Annotated in this window: 13 protein-coding genes; 3 read left to right on the forward strand and 10 right to left on the reverse strand. The window is 40.7% G+C overall.

The features are described 5' to 3' along the window. The first annotated feature begins 177 nt into the window (after positions 1-177). Entirely contained in the window at positions 178-3729 is a 3552-nt protein-coding gene (locus V5739_RS06990; RefSeq protein WP_423820170.1) for a ShlB/FhaC/HecB family hemolysin secretion/activation protein, read from the forward strand. Positions 3730-3828: 99 nt separating this feature from the next. Beyond that, positions 3829-4605, forward strand: coding sequence for an SDR family NAD(P)-dependent oxidoreductase (locus V5739_RS06995; protein ID WP_423820171.1), 777 nt, complete (start codon positions 3829-3831; stop codon positions 4603-4605). Positions 4606-4798: 193 nt separating this feature from the next. On the opposite strand, the gene V5739_RS07000 is transcribed toward V5739_RS06995, so the two are convergent. The 3 genes from V5739_RS07000 to V5739_RS07010 all read right to left on the reverse strand — a co-directional run bounded on the left by V5739_RS07000 (position 4799) and on the right by V5739_RS07010 (position 7680). Next, a complete protein-coding gene (locus tag V5739_RS07000; RefSeq protein ID WP_423820172.1) occupies positions 4799-5368 on the reverse strand; it encodes a YSC84-related protein in 570 nt (189 codons plus the stop codon). 151 nt (positions 5369-5519) lie between these two features. Beyond that, positions 5520-6821, reverse strand: coding sequence for a serine hydrolase domain-containing protein (locus V5739_RS07005; protein ID WP_423820173.1), 1302 nt, complete (start codon positions 6819-6821; stop codon positions 5520-5522). 208 nt (positions 6822-7029) lie between these two features. After that, positions 7030-7680: a lipocalin family protein gene (locus V5739_RS07010; RefSeq protein WP_423820174.1), complete on the reverse strand. Its 651-nt coding sequence runs from the start codon at positions 7678-7680 to the stop codon at positions 7030-7032. 71 nt (positions 7681-7751) lie between these two features. Between V5739_RS07010 and V5739_RS07015 the strand changes: the two genes are divergently transcribed. Then, positions 7752-8884 (forward strand): IS3 family transposase gene (locus tag V5739_RS07015; RefSeq protein ID WP_423818085.1). Its coding sequence is split into 2 segments (ribosomal slippage): positions 7752-8013 and positions 8013-8884, totalling 1134 coding nucleotides; the frame shifts between segments, so codons are not numbered across the junction. Between the two features lie 96 nt (positions 8885-8980). Here V5739_RS07015 and V5739_RS07020 read toward each other — a convergent pair. The 7 genes from V5739_RS07020 to V5739_RS07050 form a co-directional block, all read right to left on the reverse strand. Further along, positions 8981-11233, reverse strand: a complete 2253-nt coding sequence (locus V5739_RS07020; protein WP_423820175.1) for a glycoside hydrolase family 3 C-terminal domain-containing protein — start codon at positions 11231-11233, stop codon at positions 8981-8983. 137 nt (positions 11234-11370) lie between these two features. Then, positions 11371-13371, reverse strand: a complete 2001-nt coding sequence (locus V5739_RS07025; protein WP_423820176.1) for a glycoside hydrolase family 97 protein — start codon at positions 13369-13371, stop codon at positions 11371-11373. Between the two features lie 69 nt (positions 13372-13440). Continuing rightward, on the reverse strand, positions 13441-14520 hold the full coding sequence (locus V5739_RS07030; RefSeq protein ID WP_423820453.1) for a glycoside hydrolase family 31 protein: 1080 nt from the start codon (positions 14518-14520) through the stop codon (positions 13441-13443). Then, positions 14451-15152 carry a hypothetical protein gene (locus V5739_RS07035; protein ID WP_423820177.1) on the reverse strand — a complete coding sequence of 234 codons (702 nt, stop codon included), beginning with the start codon at positions 15150-15152 and terminating at the stop codon, positions 14451-14453. The genes V5739_RS07030 and V5739_RS07035 overlap by 70 nt, the downstream gene beginning before the upstream one ends. Positions 15153-15185: 33 nt before the next feature. Then, positions 15186-17681, reverse strand: coding sequence for a beta-galactosidase GalB (gene galB, locus V5739_RS07040; protein ID WP_423820178.1), 2496 nt, complete (start codon positions 17679-17681; stop codon positions 15186-15188). Between the two features lie 575 nt (positions 17682-18256). Next, positions 18257-20158 (reverse strand): OmpA family protein, encoded by a 1902-nt coding sequence (locus V5739_RS07045; RefSeq protein ID WP_266069731.1) that lies wholly within the window; start codon positions 20156-20158, stop codon positions 18257-18259. A gap of 16 nt (positions 20159-20174) precedes the next feature. Then, a complete protein-coding gene (locus V5739_RS07050; RefSeq protein WP_266069732.1) occupies positions 20175-21104 on the reverse strand; it encodes a PorP/SprF family type IX secretion system membrane protein in 930 nt (309 codons plus the stop codon). Positions 21105-21107 lie beyond the last annotated feature (3 nt).

Raw genomic sequence — 21107 nt, forward strand, 5'->3', positions numbered from 1 at the left:
TGTAAAAACCTCTACATCTGTTATAAAGGGGTTAAATATCAACAGAGTGGGCAGATTTTTTTCGAAATTGAAGCTTTAGGTGAACTACTGCCCTTATTTTAAAACAGAATCCGTAAACCCGTAATTTTCATGATCCATAAAATGGCATCTCCTCATCTCTTTTTGAGATTGCTTTGCATGTATACTTTCCTTTTGGTTATTTGTTCATTTTCTGCTCTTGCACAGGAACAAAAACCCGATACCGCGGCTGTAAGCCGGGTTTTTTATATATTATCTAACACAGGGCCCGGTGCAAAAATGGCAACGCTACCACTATTTGAAAATGTGGTAAAGGCCTCTCAAAATGATGTTTCTGCGTCAATTCTTCTTCCCGGAAACATTACCCCGTCACATGGATTCCCAAAAGCAGAGCAAAAAAGACAGCAGACCAAAGAATTTCTTCGGAAGAACCTCCTGGAACCGCTCGATAATTTCAACGGAAATATCATTTTTACACCGGGAATAAATGAGTGGGCACCAGGGTCACCACAAAGCCTTGATGACCTGGAAAGTTTCTTGCAGGACAATAGCAACGGGAAGTTTCTTCCCAATGATGGTTGCCCTGTTGAAGACATAGAAATTAATGATGAAGTAGCCTTAATAACCGTAGATTCACAATGGTACCTGCAAGACTGGGACCGCAGTAGTGATTACAATGTAGAGTGTGACATACGCACAAAAGAACGGTTCTTTACAGAGGTAAAAGATGCCTTAAAAGACAATTTTGGAAAGGTAAAGATCGTCGCAGTCCATCATCCCGTACTCACTGCCTCAACACCAGGTGCTTTCAACAGGATTTTCCCTTTTTCCCGGCAGGATTTTCAAAATCCGCTTTACCGTGAATTCAGGAAAAGGCTGGAAACCCTTGCCAGCCAATTTGACGATGTCATTTTTGTTTCGGGAAACGATGCCAACCTTCAGTATTTGCACAACGGCAGGAATCCGCAAATCCTTAGTGCCACTGCTGCTGCTACAGCACCTGCAAAAACTACCGGAGATGCTCTTTTTACTTCAGAAGAACCCGGATACGCCAAACTCACAGTATTCAAAAATGGCAGTTCAAGAGTAGATTTTTTCAGCGTGAAACCTTCAGGGGAAGAAATGCTTTTCAGTAAAAAAATTCCGCAGGAAAGAAATACAAAGATAGAATTGGAAGGGGCAGCGTGGAAAAACCTGGGAAATACGCTTTCGGCTTCCATTTATACTTCCGAAGAAACTCAGAAAAGCAGCTTTTACAGGTTCCTTTGGGGAGATCGTTACCGCAATGTTTACAATACCAAAATTGAAGTCCCGGTCTTGCTTCTGGACACGGTTTACGGTGGACTCACCCCAATAAAAGAAGGCGGCGGGCAGCAGTCACGCTCTATCAGGTTTATTAATGAAGATGACAATGAATACACCTTACGGGCGCTTAGAAAGAGTGCGTCCCGCTACATACAGGCCGATTTGGCGCCCACTACTTTTATTGGCGACCGGGTAGATAATACCTATCCGTATCGCCTGGTCCTCGATTATTTTACCACTTCGCAGCCTTACGCAAAATTTGCACTCGATAATTTTGCTGAAGCTCTTGACCTGCCGCATATAAAACCCCAAATCTTTTACGTGCCACGCCAACCTGCTCTGGAGATCCACAACGATGAATACGGCAATGAGCTTTACGAGCTACAGGCGCATGCGGGCAGTGAGAACAAATCTTTTGCGCAATTTGAGAAACCACAGGATATTTTAAGCAGCTTTGATCTCCTGGAAGAACTTCGGGAAGACCCGCAGGCCAGCGTTGATGAAAATGAGTACCTCAAGGCCCGGCTCTTTGATATGTTGATTGGCGATTGGGACCGCCACCAGGACAACTGGCGCTGGGCCGAATATGAAGATGAAACCGGAAAAATTTACACGCCCATTCCCCGGGACCGGGACCAGGCTTTTTCCAAATACGACGGGCCACTCATTAGGTTGATAAAACTGGCAGAACCAAGGCTTAGAAAAATGCAGACCTATGATGAAGATATTGACAGTATTAAATGGTTCAACTGGTCTGGTTACCCGCTAGATCTCCAGATACTTTACCAAACTAACTGGGAAAAATGGGAAGAGCAGGTTAGGCTCATTCAAAATGCTATAACCGATGAAGAAATTGAAAATGCTTTTGCTGAATTACCTGCGGAAGCACAAGACCAAACTATTGAAGAAATTAAACATAACCTGAAGGGTCGCAGGGAAAACCTGATGCGCATTGCCCGCGACTATTACGAGCACATCCAGGAATTTAAGATCATTACAGGTACAGACGAAGATGAAGCCTTTGAGATTATAAGGAAAAGCAACGGCGAGACAGAAATTATCCAGAAGAGCGAAGGTGAAGAGATCTTTAAACACACCTATACTTCAGGCGAAACTAAAGACATCTGGATCTACGGAATGGCGGGTGACGACAGTTTTACCACTTCAGGAACCGGAGATGACCTCATAAACATCAAGGTGCTGGGTGGCCCGGGTAAAGACACTTACAATTTTCAGAATAAGAAAAAAATAAAGCTCTACGACTTTAAAAGTTCCAAAAATGACATTTTACAACCCGGCTCCCGAAAGCTCCTGGTCGATTCTTACAAGATCAACAACTTCAACTATAAAAAATTCAAGTACAGCATTTTTAGAGCTTTACCCTATGTGAATTTTGAATCTGATGCAGGATTTACCCTCGGCGCCAAAACCATCTGGACAAAATATGGGCTGGTAGATAATCCTTTTCAGGCCCGGCACGAACTCCTCGCCAACTACTATTTTGCTAGCAATGGCTTTGCCGTAAGCTATAATGGTGAGTTTGCGCACCTGTTTTACAACTGGAATTTTGGTCTTACCGCCCGCTATACCAGCCCCAACTATGAAATGAATTATTTTGGCTCCGGGAGTGAGACTTTTTACGATAAAGATGAAGTTGACAGGGATTACAACAGGCTGAAGATCCAAAAATGGCATTTTTCACCTGCACTTATTTGGCGGAATGACACAGGCAGCGTATTTGATGTGAGAACCATGCTTGAATCTTACAAAGTGGAATATGAAGCTTCGTCTTACCTCGGAGAAATATTAACGCCCAAAAATGACATTTTTGACCAGCAATTTTACGCAGGTGCCGAAGCCAATTACCGGTTCTACAGCAAAAACACCAGGGCCTTTCCAAGTATGGGGTCCGATTTACGTCTTACTACTGGCTATAAAAAAAGCATAGATGAGGCGAAAAATGAGTTTGGTTATGTGAAACCTTCGGTTTCCTTTAATTATCCCATAACTGCAAATGGCTACATGATATTTGCCACAAAACTGGGAGGCCAGATGAATTTTGGGGAAGATTATGAGATCTATCACGCTGCCACAATAGGTGGTAATCATAGCTTACGCGGATATCGCAATCACCGTTTTAATGGAAAAGAGGCTTTCTATCACAGTACCGATGTGCGATCTGCTTTGGGCGTATGGGAAAATAAATTTATTCCCTTTGTTTATGGAGTGACGACAGGTTTTGATTATGGAAGGGTGTGGATTCCCGGGGAAGATTCCCAACAATGGCATAGCAACTACGGAGGCTCTGTGTGGATAAGTGCCGGCCTTGCGGTGACCGGAAATATTGGACTTTACCACGGCGGCGACGGCAATCGCTTGAGCGTGATGCTCAACTTTAAATATTAGCCCCAGTAGCCGGTATCATAATTATCTTTTTGTTAACTGCGGCTTATAAATTTCCTTGTTAGGTTGATAACCTATTAAAAATCAACTAAAACTGAAGATATGGGAAAACTAGAAGGAAGAGTTGCACTCATTACCGGCTCTGATTCAGGAATTGGTAAGGCTACGGCTATTGAATTTGCAAAAGAGGGAGCAGATGTGGTGATCACCTATCACTCTGATGAAAAGGGAGCTAAAGATACGCTTCAAAAAGTGGAGGAAACAGGGAGGAAAGGTTTGCTGCTACAGGTAGATATTTCTGAAGAAAAAAATGTGGAAGAAATGTTTGACCGGGCCATAGAAAAATTCGGAAAGCTGCATATTCTTATGAATAATGCCGCGATTGACGGGCAGGGTTTTAAAGTAGCCGAAATGCCTACCGAAAATTTTGACAAGGCTATTAAAACCAATCTTTATGGCACCTTCTTTTGCACCCGAAGGTTTATCAAAGAACTTCGGAAGCAGGGAACAAAAGGAAAAATTATCAATGTAAGCTCGGTTCACGAGGAAATTCCGGCTCCCGGTACCGCCGAATACTGTGCTTCTAAAGGAGCTGTACGCAACTTTAGCCGCGTGCTGGCACTGGAACTGGCCAAAGAGGGCATCAATGTTAACAACATAGCTCCCGGAATGATCCTTACCCCAATGAATCAGGAAGCCATAGACGACGAAGAGACACGTAAAAAACAAGTAGCGCATATTCCCATGAAACGTGCAGGAAAACCTTCAGAAATAGCGAAACTGGCAGTCTTCCTGGCCTCTTCAGACTCAGATTATGTTACCGGCTCTACTTATGTTATGGACGGCGGAATCATGCAAAACGTGGGGCAGGGAGCTTAATTTAGTAGGCAGTGGTCAGTATTCAGTCTTCAGGCAGTCTTCAGGCACTTCAGTTTTTGAACAGATATAATCTTGTGTTTCTGCTTCAGAAGAATAAAATTAAATACGCTACATCTCTTTTAACAATCACAATTCAGCATAAAAAAACCGGATCATAAAAGATCCGGTTTTAAAAATATCATTTTAAGGACTTTTATTGGGCGGCGCGGTAATCAAATTCCTGACCACCTACAGAGATACCTGCCATGGCTCCGGCTTTCGGCATAATTGCTACTCCGGCACCATTTTCGAAAGTAATGGCTCCACCAGCTCCTTCATCCCAGATCACTGCAGATGCACTACCTCCAAATTCGAAATCTCCTTCTTTAAATTTATTTAGAGCTTCCTGGGTTTCAAAAACTATAAGCTCTCTAAAGGCTTTTCCTCCAAATTGGAATCCTACGTCAATTTGTCTAAGCTCTGTATATCCGGCAACCTGTCCGTTTTCATAAACAATACCGTTTCCTGCTGCCCCACCAAGGATCCATGCTCCTTTCCCTACATTGGGAAAAATGGCATATCCGGCTGCATCATTGAGCATAGTCTCAAGTCTTGGATTTGCTCTTATAAATGCCATTTTAGCATCCATGGCATCAGATTTTATTACTTCGCGCTTCTCCATGTCCATGATTCTCTCCTGGTCTTGGGCAGTCACCTGTCCAGAGGCAAGAAGTAACATCAGAACTACTAGTCCGCTGTACAATTTGTAAGAAATTCTTTTCATAACTATATTATTTTTTATGGTTATGATCTTAAATTACAGAATTATACTCCCACAGACTGTTAACTGCACGTTATTTCACGAAATCTTAAGGAAAAATGAAGTGAATTAAAGTCGCTGTCATTTACGACTTAAACATCTAATTAACAAATCCTTAATCAGCAATACTAGACATGGCCATTTGCCTGAACTTCCAGGCGGTTTCATCCTGGGTGGCACCCTGAGTTTGTTTCATAATGATGCCGATGAGATTTTCTTTGGGATCGGCAAAGTACTGGGTATTGAAGTAACCTCCCCAGTCAAAAGTACCCTCACTTCCTAACCCGCCGGTGCGCACTCCTTCTTTGTTGAGAACAGAAAATGCCAGCCCGTAATCCTTATTTTGATCTTTATAAAGTTCTTTTGCCTGGTCTTGCATAATAAGATCTACAGTGGTTCTGCTTAAGATCCTGTTTCCGTCAAGTTCACCTCCATTGATATACATTTGGAGGAAACGGGCATAATCTTCTGCTGTACTGGTGAGCCCTGCCCCACCCGAAAAGAAGCTTTTTGCACCCTTTACAGGATATTCGGGATCGTAAAATGTTACAGGAAAATTCTGCCATTCTCCATTCACTTTGTGCTGCACACTAACCAGGCGATCGTTCTTATCATCATCATTGATATAAAACTGTGTGTCCTGCATCCCTAGCGGATCAAAAATCCTTTCCTCTAAAAACTCATCAAAGGCTTGACCTGAGACTTTTTCTATAAAATACCCCAGCACATCAAGGCTTTCACCGTAATGCCATTCTTCACCGGGAACCGCATATAGCGGCAAACCTGCAAGCTTTTTCACATTTTGGCCAATGCTTATCTCCTTTGTTGTATATAAATCTACCACTCCGGCCTTTGCATATATCTTTTGTATTCTATCATCAGAATCTATTCTTCCATATCCCAGGCCTGAAGTGTGGGTAAGTAGTTGGCGGATGGTAATTTCCTTACCTGCAGGTTTGGTTGTGTAGGTAGTATCTTCCGCATTAAATGTGGCTATAACCTGAGGGTCTTTGAATTCAGGAATATATTTTGAAATGGGGTCATCCAGTTTAAATTTTCCTTCTTCCCATAACATCATTACCGCAGTTGAAGTTATTGCCTTAGTTTGCGATGCGATTCTAAAAATGTCATTTTTCTTCAACATTTTGCCCCCGGCATCGGCTTTTCCAAAGCTTTTGTGATAAACGATATTTCCGTCTTTTGCTATCAGAACAACAGCCCCCGGAATTTCTTTTTCTGAAATTGCTTCAGTGATCATCTTATCAATCTTTTCCAGCCGTTCTTCACTAAATCCTATTTCTTCTTCGGAATTTTGCTGAACAAGCGTGGAGTTTGAGTGATTTTGAGCTGATACCAGGTTGGCGACCAACAGTAGCGCCAGCATAATCTTAGCCTGAAGTGTAGTCTTTAATAACATTTGGACAAAATATATAAGAGAAGTAATTTAGTTAAAATTAACAATATTATCTTTTTAAAAGCAGATAAGACAGTTAAAAATTCAGGTTATTTTGTGCCGCCTTTAAAATAATAAGTGTCATCCAGCGAATCCCAATCTCGCTCCTCCTGAATCGTCCCCTGGTTTTCCTTCTGTGTATTTCGTCTCGTATATTTTGTTGGTATACTTATTACTCCAATTCCCTCAGTTCTAACTCATACCTATTTTTATGGAGACCTGTTAATTTCAGTTTTCCATCTCTTTCTTCCCAAATAATATATGGGATATCTAAATCCATAAAAAGAATTTCAAAGCCGTTATGACTAATTCTTTCCCAATGCATTTCAAGTTTCCTATTACTTTCCCCACTCTTGATTACTATACTATCATTTATGAAATTCAAAGTATCACTATAATCTTGAGATGTTCTTAAAAAGCGCTTGCCTTTTAATTCTATATGGTCGGATTTACTCTTTAACGAATCTTCAAGTCTTTTATAAACGGTATTATTGGATCCTTCCAATCCTTTTATAACCAAACTATCCTGACTTATATTTTCAAGAACAGCAGTATTTGTTTTGTCAGAGTTATAGAAAATAGTTTTGCCATTATAATTATAAGTTCCCTTTTCAAAGTCTGATTCTGATCTATAGTCGTATTTAAAGCTTTTCGCAAAATAATTATCTTCTTCGAAAGTAACGACGATCCGTTGTGGTAGGTTCATATTGGAGTCCGAATTATTTGAATAGGAGTAAGCTCCAATCCAAGTTCCTTTTAAATTTTCCTTAGAACTACAGGATATGAACAGACCTAAAATTAATATGATGAGTATTTTTTTCAAATGTATACCAATGTAAGCTTCCCTTAAAACCGAACTGTTTAAAAGTATAATAACTCTTAATTTTAAACAGTATGAAAAAAAGTAAATTTTCCCCTCAGCAAATCTCTAAGATCCTCAAAGAATTCGATAACGGTAAAACAGCTGCCGAGATCAGTCGTGAATATGGTGTAAGCACCGCTGCTTTTTACAAATGGCGAGAACGTTTTAGCGGAATGAATGGCAAAGAGCTTAAGCGACTCAAAGAACTTGAGGAAGAGAATCGTCGACTCAAGCAAATGTATGCCACCCTTTCTTTGGATCATGAGATGGCTAAAGAGATCATCGAAAAAAAGCTCTAAAGCCTTGCCGTAAGCGAACCATAGCTAAAGAACTTGCTCATTACGGTATAAGCAGGGCGTGCCGTGTTTTAAAAATGAGCAAGAGTGTGTTTTATTATAAACCTCTCCCTAAAGATGATAAACCCATAGAAGAAGCCTTACAGCAAAAGGCAGAGAAGTATAGTGAGGAAGGTTTTTGGATGGCTTATGAGCGACTGCGTAAGGAAGGAAAGCCGTGGAACCATAAAAGAGTTTATCGTGTCTATAAAAACCTTGGCTTAAGCTTAAGGCGTAAAGTGAAGAAAAGATTACCAGCAAGAGTAAAAGAACCCTTAGAAGTACCTGAGACCCTTAATCATACCTGGAGTATGGATTTTGTGACAGATGTCCTGGATAATAAAAGAAGGTTTAGGGCCTTTACTATTATTGATGATTATAACCGGGAGGCACTTCACATAGAAGTAGATTTTTCCTTGCCCAGCAATAGAGTTATTTGGGTATTAAACCACCTAATTAATCGAAGAACAAAACCTCAGAAAATAAGAATGGACAATGGTCCTGAGTTTATTGCTAAAATAGCTTCAGAATGGAGTCAGATGCATGGAATCAACTTCAAATATATCCAACCAGGAAAACCTACACAGAATGCTTTTATTGAACGATTCAATGGAAGTTATAGAAGAGGAGTTTTAAATAAATACATTTTTGAAGATCTGGATCAGGTACGAGAACAAACACAGGTATGGATGGATGATTACAATAATCAAAGACCTCACGATGCATTAGGAAAAATGGCTCCAATAGAATATGCAGAATTTAATTCTCTAATAGCAACTACAGATAAAACCAAAAACAATAATTTTATATCATCAAGCAGTTCTAATTAGGGGGAGCTTACACCAACTTCCGGATAAATCCGGTTGAAGCTTTTAAAGATAAGGTGTCAAAAATGCCATTTTTGACACCTTATCTTGATGTTGCTTTTATTGTATTTCAACAACTACTTCCTGCTGCAGGTTTCTTGAAGAATTACCTAACTTAAGAGTATAGGCCCCTGGTTCTACAGTCCATTGTCCGGAGTTCATGTCGTAGTACGCCAAATCCCTGACCGGAACATCAATAGTCACCGTTTTTGTTTCGCCCTGGGCGATCATTTCCTTTTTAAAGCCTTTAAGCTCCTGCGCGGCACGCTCTACTTTAGAATCTGATTTTGAAACATAAAGCTGTACTACTTCCTTTCCATCAAATTCTCCGGTGTTCTTAACATCTACAGAAACCTGGATAGTTTCATCTGCCTTGTAGGCTTCTTTTTTGTCAGCTTTTACGTTGGCAAATTCGAAGTCTGTATAGGAAAGTCCGTAGCCAAAAGGATATAAAGGTTCAAGGTTTTTAGTATCAAACCAGCGATACCCTACCAGTATACCTTCATCATAAGTAGCTACCTCGTCTCCGGGGAAGCTGTTGTTGGCATGAGCAGGAGAATCCTTAAGATCCTTAGGCATTGTCCATGGAAGTTTTCCGGAAGGATTTACTTTTCCAAGAAGTACATCTGCAAGGGTATTACCCCCTTCAGAACCATTGAACCAGCTCCACACGAGCGTGGAAGTTTGTTGTTCGATATTTTCAATATCAAAAGGAGCACCAGCGATCATCACCACAATAGTATTAGGATTGGCCTCCATTACCTTCGCTATTAATTCTTCCTGTCCAAATGGTAGATCAAGGCTTGCACGGTCTGAAGCTTCAGTCTCGTAATCACGGTTAGAACCTGCAAAGATGATGGCAACATCAGAATTTTTAGCAGCATTTACAGCCTCTTCTAACAGTTTTGGGTCAAGTTCGTTTATGGTTACAGGACCATCTAAGGTAATATCCCCGAATTTTGCTTTATCTGTTTTAGAATAGCGCTCCAGGTAACCCGGCGCATGAGTGATTTTTACAGATTCTGGCAGCCTGTTCTTAAGTCCTTCCAGCGGAGTTACCTCTAGTTTTGTTTTTACACCGGCTCCAAAACCTCCCAAAGCATTCTTTTTTGTTGCATTGTCTCCAATTACCGCAATGCTTTTTAGGTCCTCAAGATTTAAAGGCAGCATATTTTTGTCATTTTTGAGAAGTACTACAGATTCTGAAGCAATGTTGTAAGCATCTTTTAAATGTTGTTCGGTATTTCTACTTCCCTTTGCACGACCTGTTGTGTCAATGCTTTTGATGTTATACATCAATCGTAAAACCCTTCTCACGTGTTTATCTACCTCTTCTTCTGAAAGTTCCCCCGATTTTACTGCTGCAATAAGTGGATCGGCAAAATAGAACTCGTTAAAAGGACCGGGAGTTCCCATCTCTACATCGGCTCCGGCTTTTAAAGCTTTTACTGTGCTGTGAATAGCCGCCCAGTCTGAGATCACAATTCCCTTAAAGCCCCATTCATCCCGTAAGACATCCTGAAGCATATATTCATTTTCGTTTAAATAATCTCCACGGAATTTATTATAAGCTCCCATTACTGTATAGGCGTGGGCATCTTTAATTGCGGCTTCAAATGCGGGAAGGTAGATCTCTCTAAGAGTACGTTCATCCATTTGAACATCTACAGTCCCACGATTGGTTTCCTGGTTGTTGGCTGCATAGTGTTTCACACTTACTGCCACATCATTCTCCTGAACCCCCACAATGTAAGGCACAGTGATTTGGATATTCAAAAATGGATCTTCAGAGAAATATTCATAAGTACGTCCACCCAGCGGAGTCCTGATGATGTTAAATGCAGGAGCTAATAGAACATCCTTATTCCTGTCTCGTGCCTCTGCGCCAATAACATCTCCAAAAGTATATGCCAGCTGTGGATTCCAGGTAGCCGAAAGCCCTGCGCCTGCCGGTAAGTAAGTTGCAAAATCGTTATCCCAACCTGCAGGAGCCCATGAATCGCGGGAAATCTCCTCGCGGATACCCAGCGGCCCATCGGCCATGGTTAGTTCGGGGATTCCCAGCCTTGGTACGCCCGAAGTAGCAAACATACTGGTACCGTGAAGCATTCCGGCTTTTTCTTCCAATGTCATTTGAGAGATGAGATTCGTAATCTCCTCTTCGTATTCCATGCTTAGTGGTTTCCCCTCAAAAATGGTATTTTCCTGAGAAGTTTCTGCAACAGCCATATCTCCTGCCCCCTTGCTATCATTACATGCAGTGAAGCTTAAAATGCTGAAAATGCCCACTAATGGTATAAATCTGTTTTTCATATTATTTTGGTTTTGAACGTATAATGCGTTGTTAGATTATTTTTACCTGAAGGGGCGCCCTTGTCAATCTTACTGTTACCTTGGGTTTAAATTGATAGAAAGTGAGATTTTAAGGTGTTGTTCTTCAGAAGGAAAATTTACAACTTTTTAAACCTAATTGCAGCTCCCCCACTTTCTCCCAACTTGAGATTAAGTTTGTCTTTAGAAGTCACTTCTTTTGTTGAAATCTCAACTTTGGTAGGATTATTTTTCATTCCTGTTCCTTCAGCATCTGCATAGATCTCTGCTTCGTAGGTCGCATCGGCATCAAGGAAGTCGAGAGCTATTTCAAGATCCCGTGCTTCTTCATTGCTAAGACTTCCGAGGTACCAGTCGTCACTATCAATATCTTTACGAACAATCGTGATATACTCACCTATTGAACCATTGAGAACTTTGGTATCCTGCCAGTTCACAGGAACATCCTTTAGAAACTTAAATTCAGGTTTACCCACGTAATTTTCAGGCAGATCGGCCAGCATTTGTACAGGTGAAAAAACCACTACCAAAAGTGCCAGTTGTTTTGCGGACGTTGAATGTACTCTTCTTCCGGGGTAACCCTGTTTATTCTCTACATCAAGAATTCCGGCAGTAAAATCCATTGGTCCTGCAAGGAAGCGGGTAAAGGGCAGAATTGCAGTATGACTTGGCGGATTCCCTTCACTCCAGGCGTTATACTCGATACCACGGCCACCCTCACGCGCCATCATGTTTGGATAGGTACGGCGTTCCCCTGTATCTTTAATAGGCTCGTGGAAATAAACTGTAAGATTATAATCTGCTGCTTTTTTAAGGATATACCTGAAATAATTCACCCCATACTGCCCATGGTGCCATTCTTTCATATTGAGCATGGAACCTACATGTCCAATCTTTACGCTGCGCACTCCCACTTTATTGTAAAGGGCAAAAGCACTGTCTAGCTGCTTTAGGTAATTATCGATATTAGAGCCGGTTTCATGATAACCAACGAGACGTACTCCGTTCTTTGCACCGTATTCTGTCACTTCCTCAAGATCGAAATCATCTGTAGATTTTGTGAAATTAAACTGGTGCATATGATTTTCATACCACTGCGGAGTCCAGCCTTTATTCCAACCTTCTATGAGCAGGTTATCAATACCCAGCTGCCTTGCATAATCAATGTGCTCTTTGGCATTTTTGGTGGATGCTCCGTGATCTGGACCTTCCCAAAAAGTGTATTTTCCAATATGCATTCCCCACCAGATCCCGATATATTTATATGGTTCAATCCAGCTTGAATCCTCAATTTCATTAGGTTCATTTAGGTTTAGAATCAGATAAGAAGTTATAAGATCTTTAGGTTCTTTAGCTATTTGCAAAGTTTTCCACGGAGTTGTGAATGAACCTGTGGTGCGTACTTTCACGCCATCTGACCATGGAACAAGGTCGGCCTTTAGTTCTGTACCCGATGTTGGGAAAAGGGTCATGCTGGCAAAATCGGTAAGGTTTGCTTCATGGAAACTTAAGGCAAGCCCGCTGTCACTTTCAATAGTAAGCGGAGTATGTACCGTATCAAGAGTACTTACCGGGGAAGCTTCATAAAGGTTTTCATAACGTTGTTCATGGTAAGCAGGAATCCACCAGGCTTTACCATCTTGCTTAAGATTGAAAGTGGTGAGTTCATCCATTATAAAAATGCTGTCTTTAATTCCCTGCTCCGGAAAAATATATCTAAAAGCGATCCCATCATCAAATGCACGGAACTGCACCTGCAATTTTCTTTGCTTGCCCGATTTCTCCTGAAGGTTCACGAGCAGTTCATTGTAGTGGTTCCTTATGTTCGACTTTTCACCCCAAACCTGTTCCCAGGTTTGGTCAAAAGTGCTGCGATCTACATCTGTTATTTTGAAATTTTTACTTAGCGAATCATTATCTCTGAAGACAAAACCCATTTCTGAAGCGCTTATTACCTCTGTATCTTCATGAGAAACTGAATACGTAGGTCTTTCATTTTCCAGTTCAAAAGTGATCTTATTCTGTCCTCCCGGGGATCTTAGTTCGTAGTTTGTTTCCTGTTGTGCACAACCCACAAAAGTGAAAAGCAGGGCAGGAATTATGCTTAATTTCCTTATCATGATATTCTATTCATTGCTGCCGATTTCTGAATAAAGATTTACTAAAAATCAGCGGGTTTTAGTTATTGATTATTTCTTCCATTTAATTTTAAAGGTGGTCTGACCCTTCAGCGGATTTTCCAGAACTTCAAAGGATTTTCCCTTTTTTGACACCTTTATGCTTTCAGCTCTAGTTGCTATAGGTAAAAAGACTTTTCCGGAAGCAGCAGTAGTATTGTCGCTTGCAAAAACCTTCAGCTGTATATTTTTCCAATCCATATCCTGAGTTGACTGCGCGAGTTTGATATGCGGGATCACTGAACCGTCTTTTACCAGTGCGATAATAGGGATTTCACCAGCCTTTATTGTATGCCAGCCATTCTCGTAAACTTTTCCAGATTGATAGTCGATCCATTTGCCCGCAGGAAGATAAACTTTCCGCTCTGTAGTTTCTTCAAATAGCGGTGCCACCAGCATATCAGATCCAAACAGATATTGATCATCGATTAACCAGGAACCCGGATCATTGGGGAATTCAACGAAGAGCGCACGCATCATTGGGAGCCCTTGTTCTGCACTCTCTTTTGCCTGGGCATAGATATAAGGCATTAATTCATACCGCATATTATCAGCTTTTCTGAAGGCTTTCAGGAAGCTTTCATTGTAAAGCCATGGCTCTGTTGGTGGTTCCCCGTGACTTCTTACGTGAGATGAAAGCATCCCAAAGGGAGTCCATCTTCTATAAAGATCTTCGGGGGCAGCTGTTACAAATCCGCCCACGTCGTGGCTCCAGAAACTGAAGCCGCTGAGGCCTAAGGAAAGTCCGCCGCGAAGAGTGGCCGACATGGCAGTGTTGGTCGTTGCGGCATCTCCACCCCAATGTAGTGGGTAGCGCTGGCTACCGGCCCAGGTACTTCGCGCCCAGATAAGAGAATATCCTTTTTCTTTTTTTGTAAGTTCGGCGACGGCTTTGTTATAACGCAACGGGTACAGGTTGTGTTCGTAGAAGCCAGTACGGCCAGAATGATATAATCCTGTTGCGGGCGCAGCTTCTCCAAAATCTACTTTAAACACACCCACTCCCTGATCGAATAAATGCTTCAGTTTACCCTGGTACCAATCAACTGTTTCAGGATTTGAGAAATCGAGAACAGCATCTTCGTAAGGAATGTTCCCTTTGCGATCTTTAACCGCAAGACCTTGTAAGTGTTTTCAACATCTGTAAGATGTAAGGTACTGGTGAGCAATTTCCCGGTTTCATCATACAATTTTACGTGCCACGGCTTAGTGAGAATCTCAACTCTCCCGTTCTGGTTGGAATAGCTATGACCTCCTTCGATCTTTGAATATTTCCAAAGTTCGGGATGGTTTGGCGCAACACCATCAATTAGCATGAGGGACTCTTTTTGCTTGTGGAATTGTGGTCCCGAAGCCATTTTTATGCGCACAGTCCTGTCCGACACAAATTGAACTTCAAAAGGTAATTCCGGAGAAATTTCATACTCGGTTGTGGGGAATTCATTAGCTTCAACAGGAACAGGCCGCATGAGCATGTTGTTAAAAGCCTGCCGGGTCTGGTAATCGTGCCGAAGATATTTTACTGTGCCTTTTCCGGTTTTGGGATCAAAATCTACCAGCTCATCTGCAAAATAAAAGGTGTTATTATAATCGACAAAGTCTTTACTTACGTCTACCGGAGCGTTGAGAATGTCAACTTCCTGAATTTGTGCCTTGGCACCAAAACTTCCAAAAAGTGCCAGAAGTAAGGAAAGTCCCAACTTATTTAACCAGCCGTTCTTCATTTTTATAGTTTTATGGTTTAGGGGATTCATTTTCTATTCTAAATTTATGGTGGTGGTAGCTTTTTGAAGACCATTTGCAGTGGCAGTCACTTCTACCGGCCCGGCTTCTTTTCCGGCGCGGATGATCACCAGAACTTTTCCGCTTAAAGCTGAATGGGAGCTACCCTTAAAAGATTCATGACTCGTGGGGTCGCCGCTGGCAACTCCGGCTATCTCTGCATTGCCTGTTACCTCAAAATGAACAACATTATTAGCCGGGGGTGCTATAGTCCCGTCTTCATCTGTAATATTTACGGTAATAAATGACAGGTCCTGTCCATCTGCTTTAATTGTTTGCCTGTCGGGCTGCATGGTCAACATTGCAGGCTCACCTGCGGTTTTCACTTTCTTTTCAAGCACTACTTTTCCGTCTTTCCTGGAAACAGCCTTCAAAATCCCATTTTTGAAAGGAAAGCGCCACATCACGTGCAGGTCATCTCCCTGCTTTTTCTTAGTGCCCATAGATTCTCCGTTCAGGAATAGTTCAACCTCGTCGGCATTATTATAATAGGCCCAAACATCAACAGTCTGTCCTTCCTCCCAGTTCCAATGTGGCAAAAGATGCAGGACAGGTTCATTGGTCCATTCACTTTTGTACATGTAATAAGAATCCTTCGGAAATCCTGCGAGATCAACTATTCCGAAGTAAGAACTTCTTGAAGGCCAGCTGTATGGTGTTGGCTCCCCAAGATAATCAAACCCTGTCCAGATGTAAAATCCTGAAAGGAAATCGTGCTTTTTGATGATCTTCCAGGTAGTTTCATGCGTAGAGCCCCATGGCGTTCTCACCTGGTCAAAAGCTGAAACAGTATTGTCTGCATTACCACCGTCAAAAGGCAGGTCCCAACGCACCGGCCAGATCTTTGTAGTATCTGAAGGAAATTCATAATATCCTCTTGTAGCCAGCGCCGAAGTAGTTTCGGTGGCTATAAAAGGCGTATTGGGGAAGTTCACCTGGTGTTTTGGGTAAGTTTGATGCGCATAATTGTACCCGATGAGATCTAAAGCTCCCGATCCTGCAAGAGCATTGGGCTGTTGCGGCTCATCAAACTGTAAGGTCACGTCGTCTTCATTTGTGTGCACTGGCGGATTCATTCCGGCGGTGACAGGGCGGGTAGGATCAACTTCTTTGGTGATACGAGCCAGTTCCCTGCCAATTTCTGCACCTCGCTCACTCCACTGCTCGGGCACCTCATTGCCAATACTCCATATAAAAATACTGGGGTGATTGCGGTCGCGAAGGAGCATATCTTTCATATCCCGCTCGTGCCATTCATCCCAAAAATTGCTGTAATCGTTTTCTGTTTTGGCTCTTTCCCACATGTCAAAAGATTCGGCCATCACAATAAAGCCCATTTTATCTGTTAATTCGAGAAGCTCGGGTGCGGGCGGATTGTGGGCGGTTCTTATTCCGTTGACGCCCATCTCCTTCATGATCTCCAGCTGTCGCTCTATGGCTCTCTTATTAACTGCGGCACCTAAAGGCCCCAGGTCATGATGATTGTTTACTCCTTTGATCTTCACCTGTTCACCATTCAGAATAAAGCCTTTTTCAAGATCGAATTTAAAATCCCTGATCCCAAATTGCGTGATATATTCATCAACAACTTCCCCGTCCACCTTAATTCTTGTTACTGCGGAATAGAGCTTCGGACCTTCTGTGGACCACAACTGAGGTTGTGAAACCGTAATTTGCTGAGTAACTTCTGAAGTATCCTGCGCCTGAATCTCAAATTCTGCAACAGCTGAAGCAACCTCCTGATCTTTGTAAAACAGTGAGGTCTCTAAAATGCCAATTTTGACACCGCTGTATTTGTTGGCAAGCCTTACCTCAACCTGAACCAAAGCACTGTCTCTGGATACTTGTGGAGTAGTAACAAATGTTCCCCATTGAGGTACATGTAACTTATCTGTTTTTTCCAGCCATACATTTCTATAAATCCCAGAACCTGAATACCAGCGGGAATTTGGTTGATCTGCATTGTTGACCTTTACCAGGATTTCATTTTGCTCATCCCCGTAATTGAGGTACGGAGTAAAATCATATTGAAACCCAATATAACCGTTCGGCCTGTTCCCAAGATAATTCCCGTTGATCCAGACTTCACTGTTCTGATAGATGCCATCAAAAATTACTGCAGTTAGTTTGGTACTGTCTTCGGCTGCAATGGTAAAGTTCTTTTTATACCAGCCAAGACCTCCGGGTAATGCTCCGCCGCCAACTCCTGCCGGATGATTGGGGCTGAACTCTCCCTCTATGCTCCAATCGTGGGGAACATCTAGTGTTCTCCATTGAGCTTCCGAAGAAGCCATTTTTGAGGAGTCACCCAAGAAGAACTGCCAGTCTTCATTAAAAGAAATTTTTCTTTCTGCCTTGGGGGCTTCAGAAGTAGCGTTTTTACAGGAATAAAAAAAGCTGAAAAATAAAATTAGGGCCAGAAAAATATACTTTTTTTGAAGCATGTATTTGAAAGGAATAATTAAACCCATCGCCGACCAATTACTTTAAGTCACTACACCTAAGGATATGAATAACCGCTACCAGATATACGGCTTTGAGGGAATTAAATGTAAGATTTATAAGTTTATTATGAAAATATTAACGATTACTTTTTCGGAGAGATATAGGAGTCAAATAAACCTGTTGTAAGGCTATATAACCAAAAAACCCCAAAAGCAGAGTGCTTTCAGGGTTTTCTTATCTCAAGTAGCCTCGCCAAGAATCGAACTATTCTTTCGAAAGCCTTATTTTAAAGGGCTTCACCTGATTAATGCCTATGATGTTGACGATTTGTGAACTCCAACTGGTGATTTTTTCACATCGCATAATAAAGGTAATCATTTGATTCCAAATTGAATCCAAGAGGAAAATTTGAAATAAGCTGTTGAATTTTAATTTTGATAAAAGATGAATAAGCTCATTTTTATTTAGAACTTCCAAACCTCACGGGATAGTGTCGTCTTAATTCTCAATTACCGACTACAGATAAACCAAAAACATTAATTTTATCCCATCAAGCGGTTTTAATTAAGGGAAGCTTACAGTAATATTTAGAATCTAAAAGTTAATCTTTTATAACAAATTCAGACCGTCTATTCTTTTGATGTTCTTCGGCAGGACAATTTTCATCATTTCCACAGTTATTTAGAAGCCTCTCTTCCCCCAATCCTTTAGTGCTTAGCCTTTGTTTATCTATACCTTTATCTACGAGATATTGCTTAGTAGAAAGAGCCCTTCTCTCAGATAATAATTTATTATAGGCATCAGCACCCCTGCTATCTGTATGAGATCTAATTTCAATTTTTAATTCTGGATATTCCTGCATAACCGCTAGTAGCTTCTCTAATTCTATTTCAGCATCATCCCTAATATTCGTCCTATCAAAATCAAATAGTATATATTTTATATTTAGCAGACTACTAATATCGGTTCCAGGGGTAAGGGCAAGTATGTTCCTTTTTAAGGAGAAATTAATTTCCTGGCTTTTTGCCCTGTCTTCACTCCACTTCTCTTTAGCGTCATAGTTTTCTTTAGCCGCCTGTAGCCTATAAATATCAAAATAATTAACGGCAATACTATAATTCCCTGCCGCATCTGTACTTGTAGAATCTAATAATGCCTCTCCATTATATAATTTAATTGTTGCATTCATTAAGGGTTTTCCTCCGTCTTCATCGATAACTCTTCCTGAAATTATAGATTTATAACCATCTATAATCTCCTGATCTTCCTTGAATACGTAAATATTGTCAAGTTCAAAAGTTCTATCATGCGTACGATTTGAGCTAAAAAATCCCATTTTTGAATCGCTGTTAATTCCGAAAGAAAAATCGTCTGCATAAGAATTAACCGGGCGGCCAACATTCAGAATATTACTAAAGCCTGAATCTTCCATTTTCACATAAAATACATCCAGCCCTCCAAGCCCATAATGTCCATCAGACGAAAAATAAAGTTCATTTTCGTCTGAAACAAAAGGGAAAGTTTCTTTTCCCTTTGTGTTTATTTTTGATCCTAAATTTTCGGGTTCGTTTAGACTTCCATCTGTGTTTATACTTGTTCTATAAATATCAGACTCCCCATACCCCCCCGGCCTGTTTGAAGTAAAATATAAAAGTTTCTCTTCCTTATCTAAAGCGGGATGGGCAGTAGAGTACCCTTCAATATTTATTGCTAAATCTTCCAGATCTTCCCATTTACCATCTTTTAAATGAGCTCGGTAAATTTTTAAATTCTGGTTTTCAGGTTTATTACTACTTCTATTGCTACCGGTAAAATATAAGGTTTGCCCATCTTTTGTAATTGCAGCTGAAGATTCGTGATACTTCCCATTTACAATCCCTTTCAATTTTTTAGGACTACTAAGAGTGGAATCCTCCTGCATTTGCACCTCATACAAGTTTAGGAAATTGAGGCCGTCCCAGGAACTATTTCTTTGTATAAAATTAGATGTATCCTGGGTGGAGGCATATATTAATTTACCATTTTGGAAAGTATGCCCAAATTCTCTTCCATCTGTATTTACACCTCTTAATATATCAATAGAATATCTTCCAGAATTTTGATCGATCAAATAAGCGTAATCTTCAACAGATAGTTCTTTATGCTTCTCAAATAAATTATATATTTTTTTGGCATTTTTGGATTCTCCAACTGCTTGAAGGCATTGTGCATATCGCCTTAGATATTCTTCCTCCTGATTACTATTTAGAGCAAAGAGTTTTTTATACCATACGAGGGCGTCTTCATAGGCTGCATTAAAGTAGTAAGAGTTACCCAGTCTTTGAAATAGCTCTTCTGACTCAAAACCTTTTTGAGCAACTTTTAAGTAAATTTCCCGGGCATTAATATATCCATAGTTTTCATATTGTCTTTCCGCTTTATCAAGTTTAGATTCCTGGGCTTCAATTGATAAAAACGCAAAAAGAAAGAGTATTATATACAGATATTTAAAATTCTTGATCATAAACTAATTGTTACATTTAAAAGAAACGGGGATTCACTTTGTTGCTTATCCTCGTTCCCAACTCAAACCGAAGAAAAATTTCGTGTGAACCAGAATTATAATGGGTTAAAGACGTGGTATCATAATCATATGCATATCCAACCATGATCTCATCAGATATATTAAATGCAGCTAAAGCTCCTACCGCGGCGTCAAAACGGTAAGATGCCCCAAGAGTGAAATCATTATATATTTGGAAGTTAGCAGAAAAATCTACAGCTAAAGGAGCGCCACTTACAGCCTTAATTAATAGCGCAGGTTTAAGTTTTACATCCTGATTTAGATTAAATATATAGCCTCCAATGGCGTATAAATGCATTTTTTCGGTGGCGGTAGAAATCGCAATTTCATCATAATGTTCTGTTTCCAGCATATTAGGAGTAGATAATCCCAAATACCATTTATTTGAATGTAGATAGAAACCTAAGCCCACAATTGGTGAAGTAAAATTTCTACTGATAAAATTTACATCATTAGGATTTTCAAGGCTCAATTTATTCACATCCAGATTGAACATATTAAGCCCTGCCTTCAAACCAAAAGAAAGTTTAGTGTCCGTATTAAAAATGGGTATGCTATATGAAAAATCTGCAGTTATATTATCTTCAGAAGAGGGACCTACACGATCACTTACAAAATTAACACCCAGTCCAACTCTTTTTACCCCTACAGGAGAGTTAACTGAGAAGTTTAATGTTTCTGGTGCACCATCTAAACCTACCCATTGGGCACGGTACATTCCATAAGCACTAAGCATTCCTCTACTACCTGCATAGCCTGGATTTATGTTCACAGTATTATACATATACTGACTATATTGAGAATCTTGTTGCGCATTTACGTCCTGAAGGCAAAAAATAAGACTACCCAGTAAGAAAAAAAGTGTTTTATTAAATTGTATTCTCATTCG

Origin of the sequence: Salinimicrobium sp. TIG7-5_MAKvit (assembly GCF_049569215.1) — a bacterium.
Lineage (GTDB): Bacteria > Bacteroidota > Bacteroidia > Flavobacteriales > Flavobacteriaceae > Salinimicrobium > Salinimicrobium profundisediminis.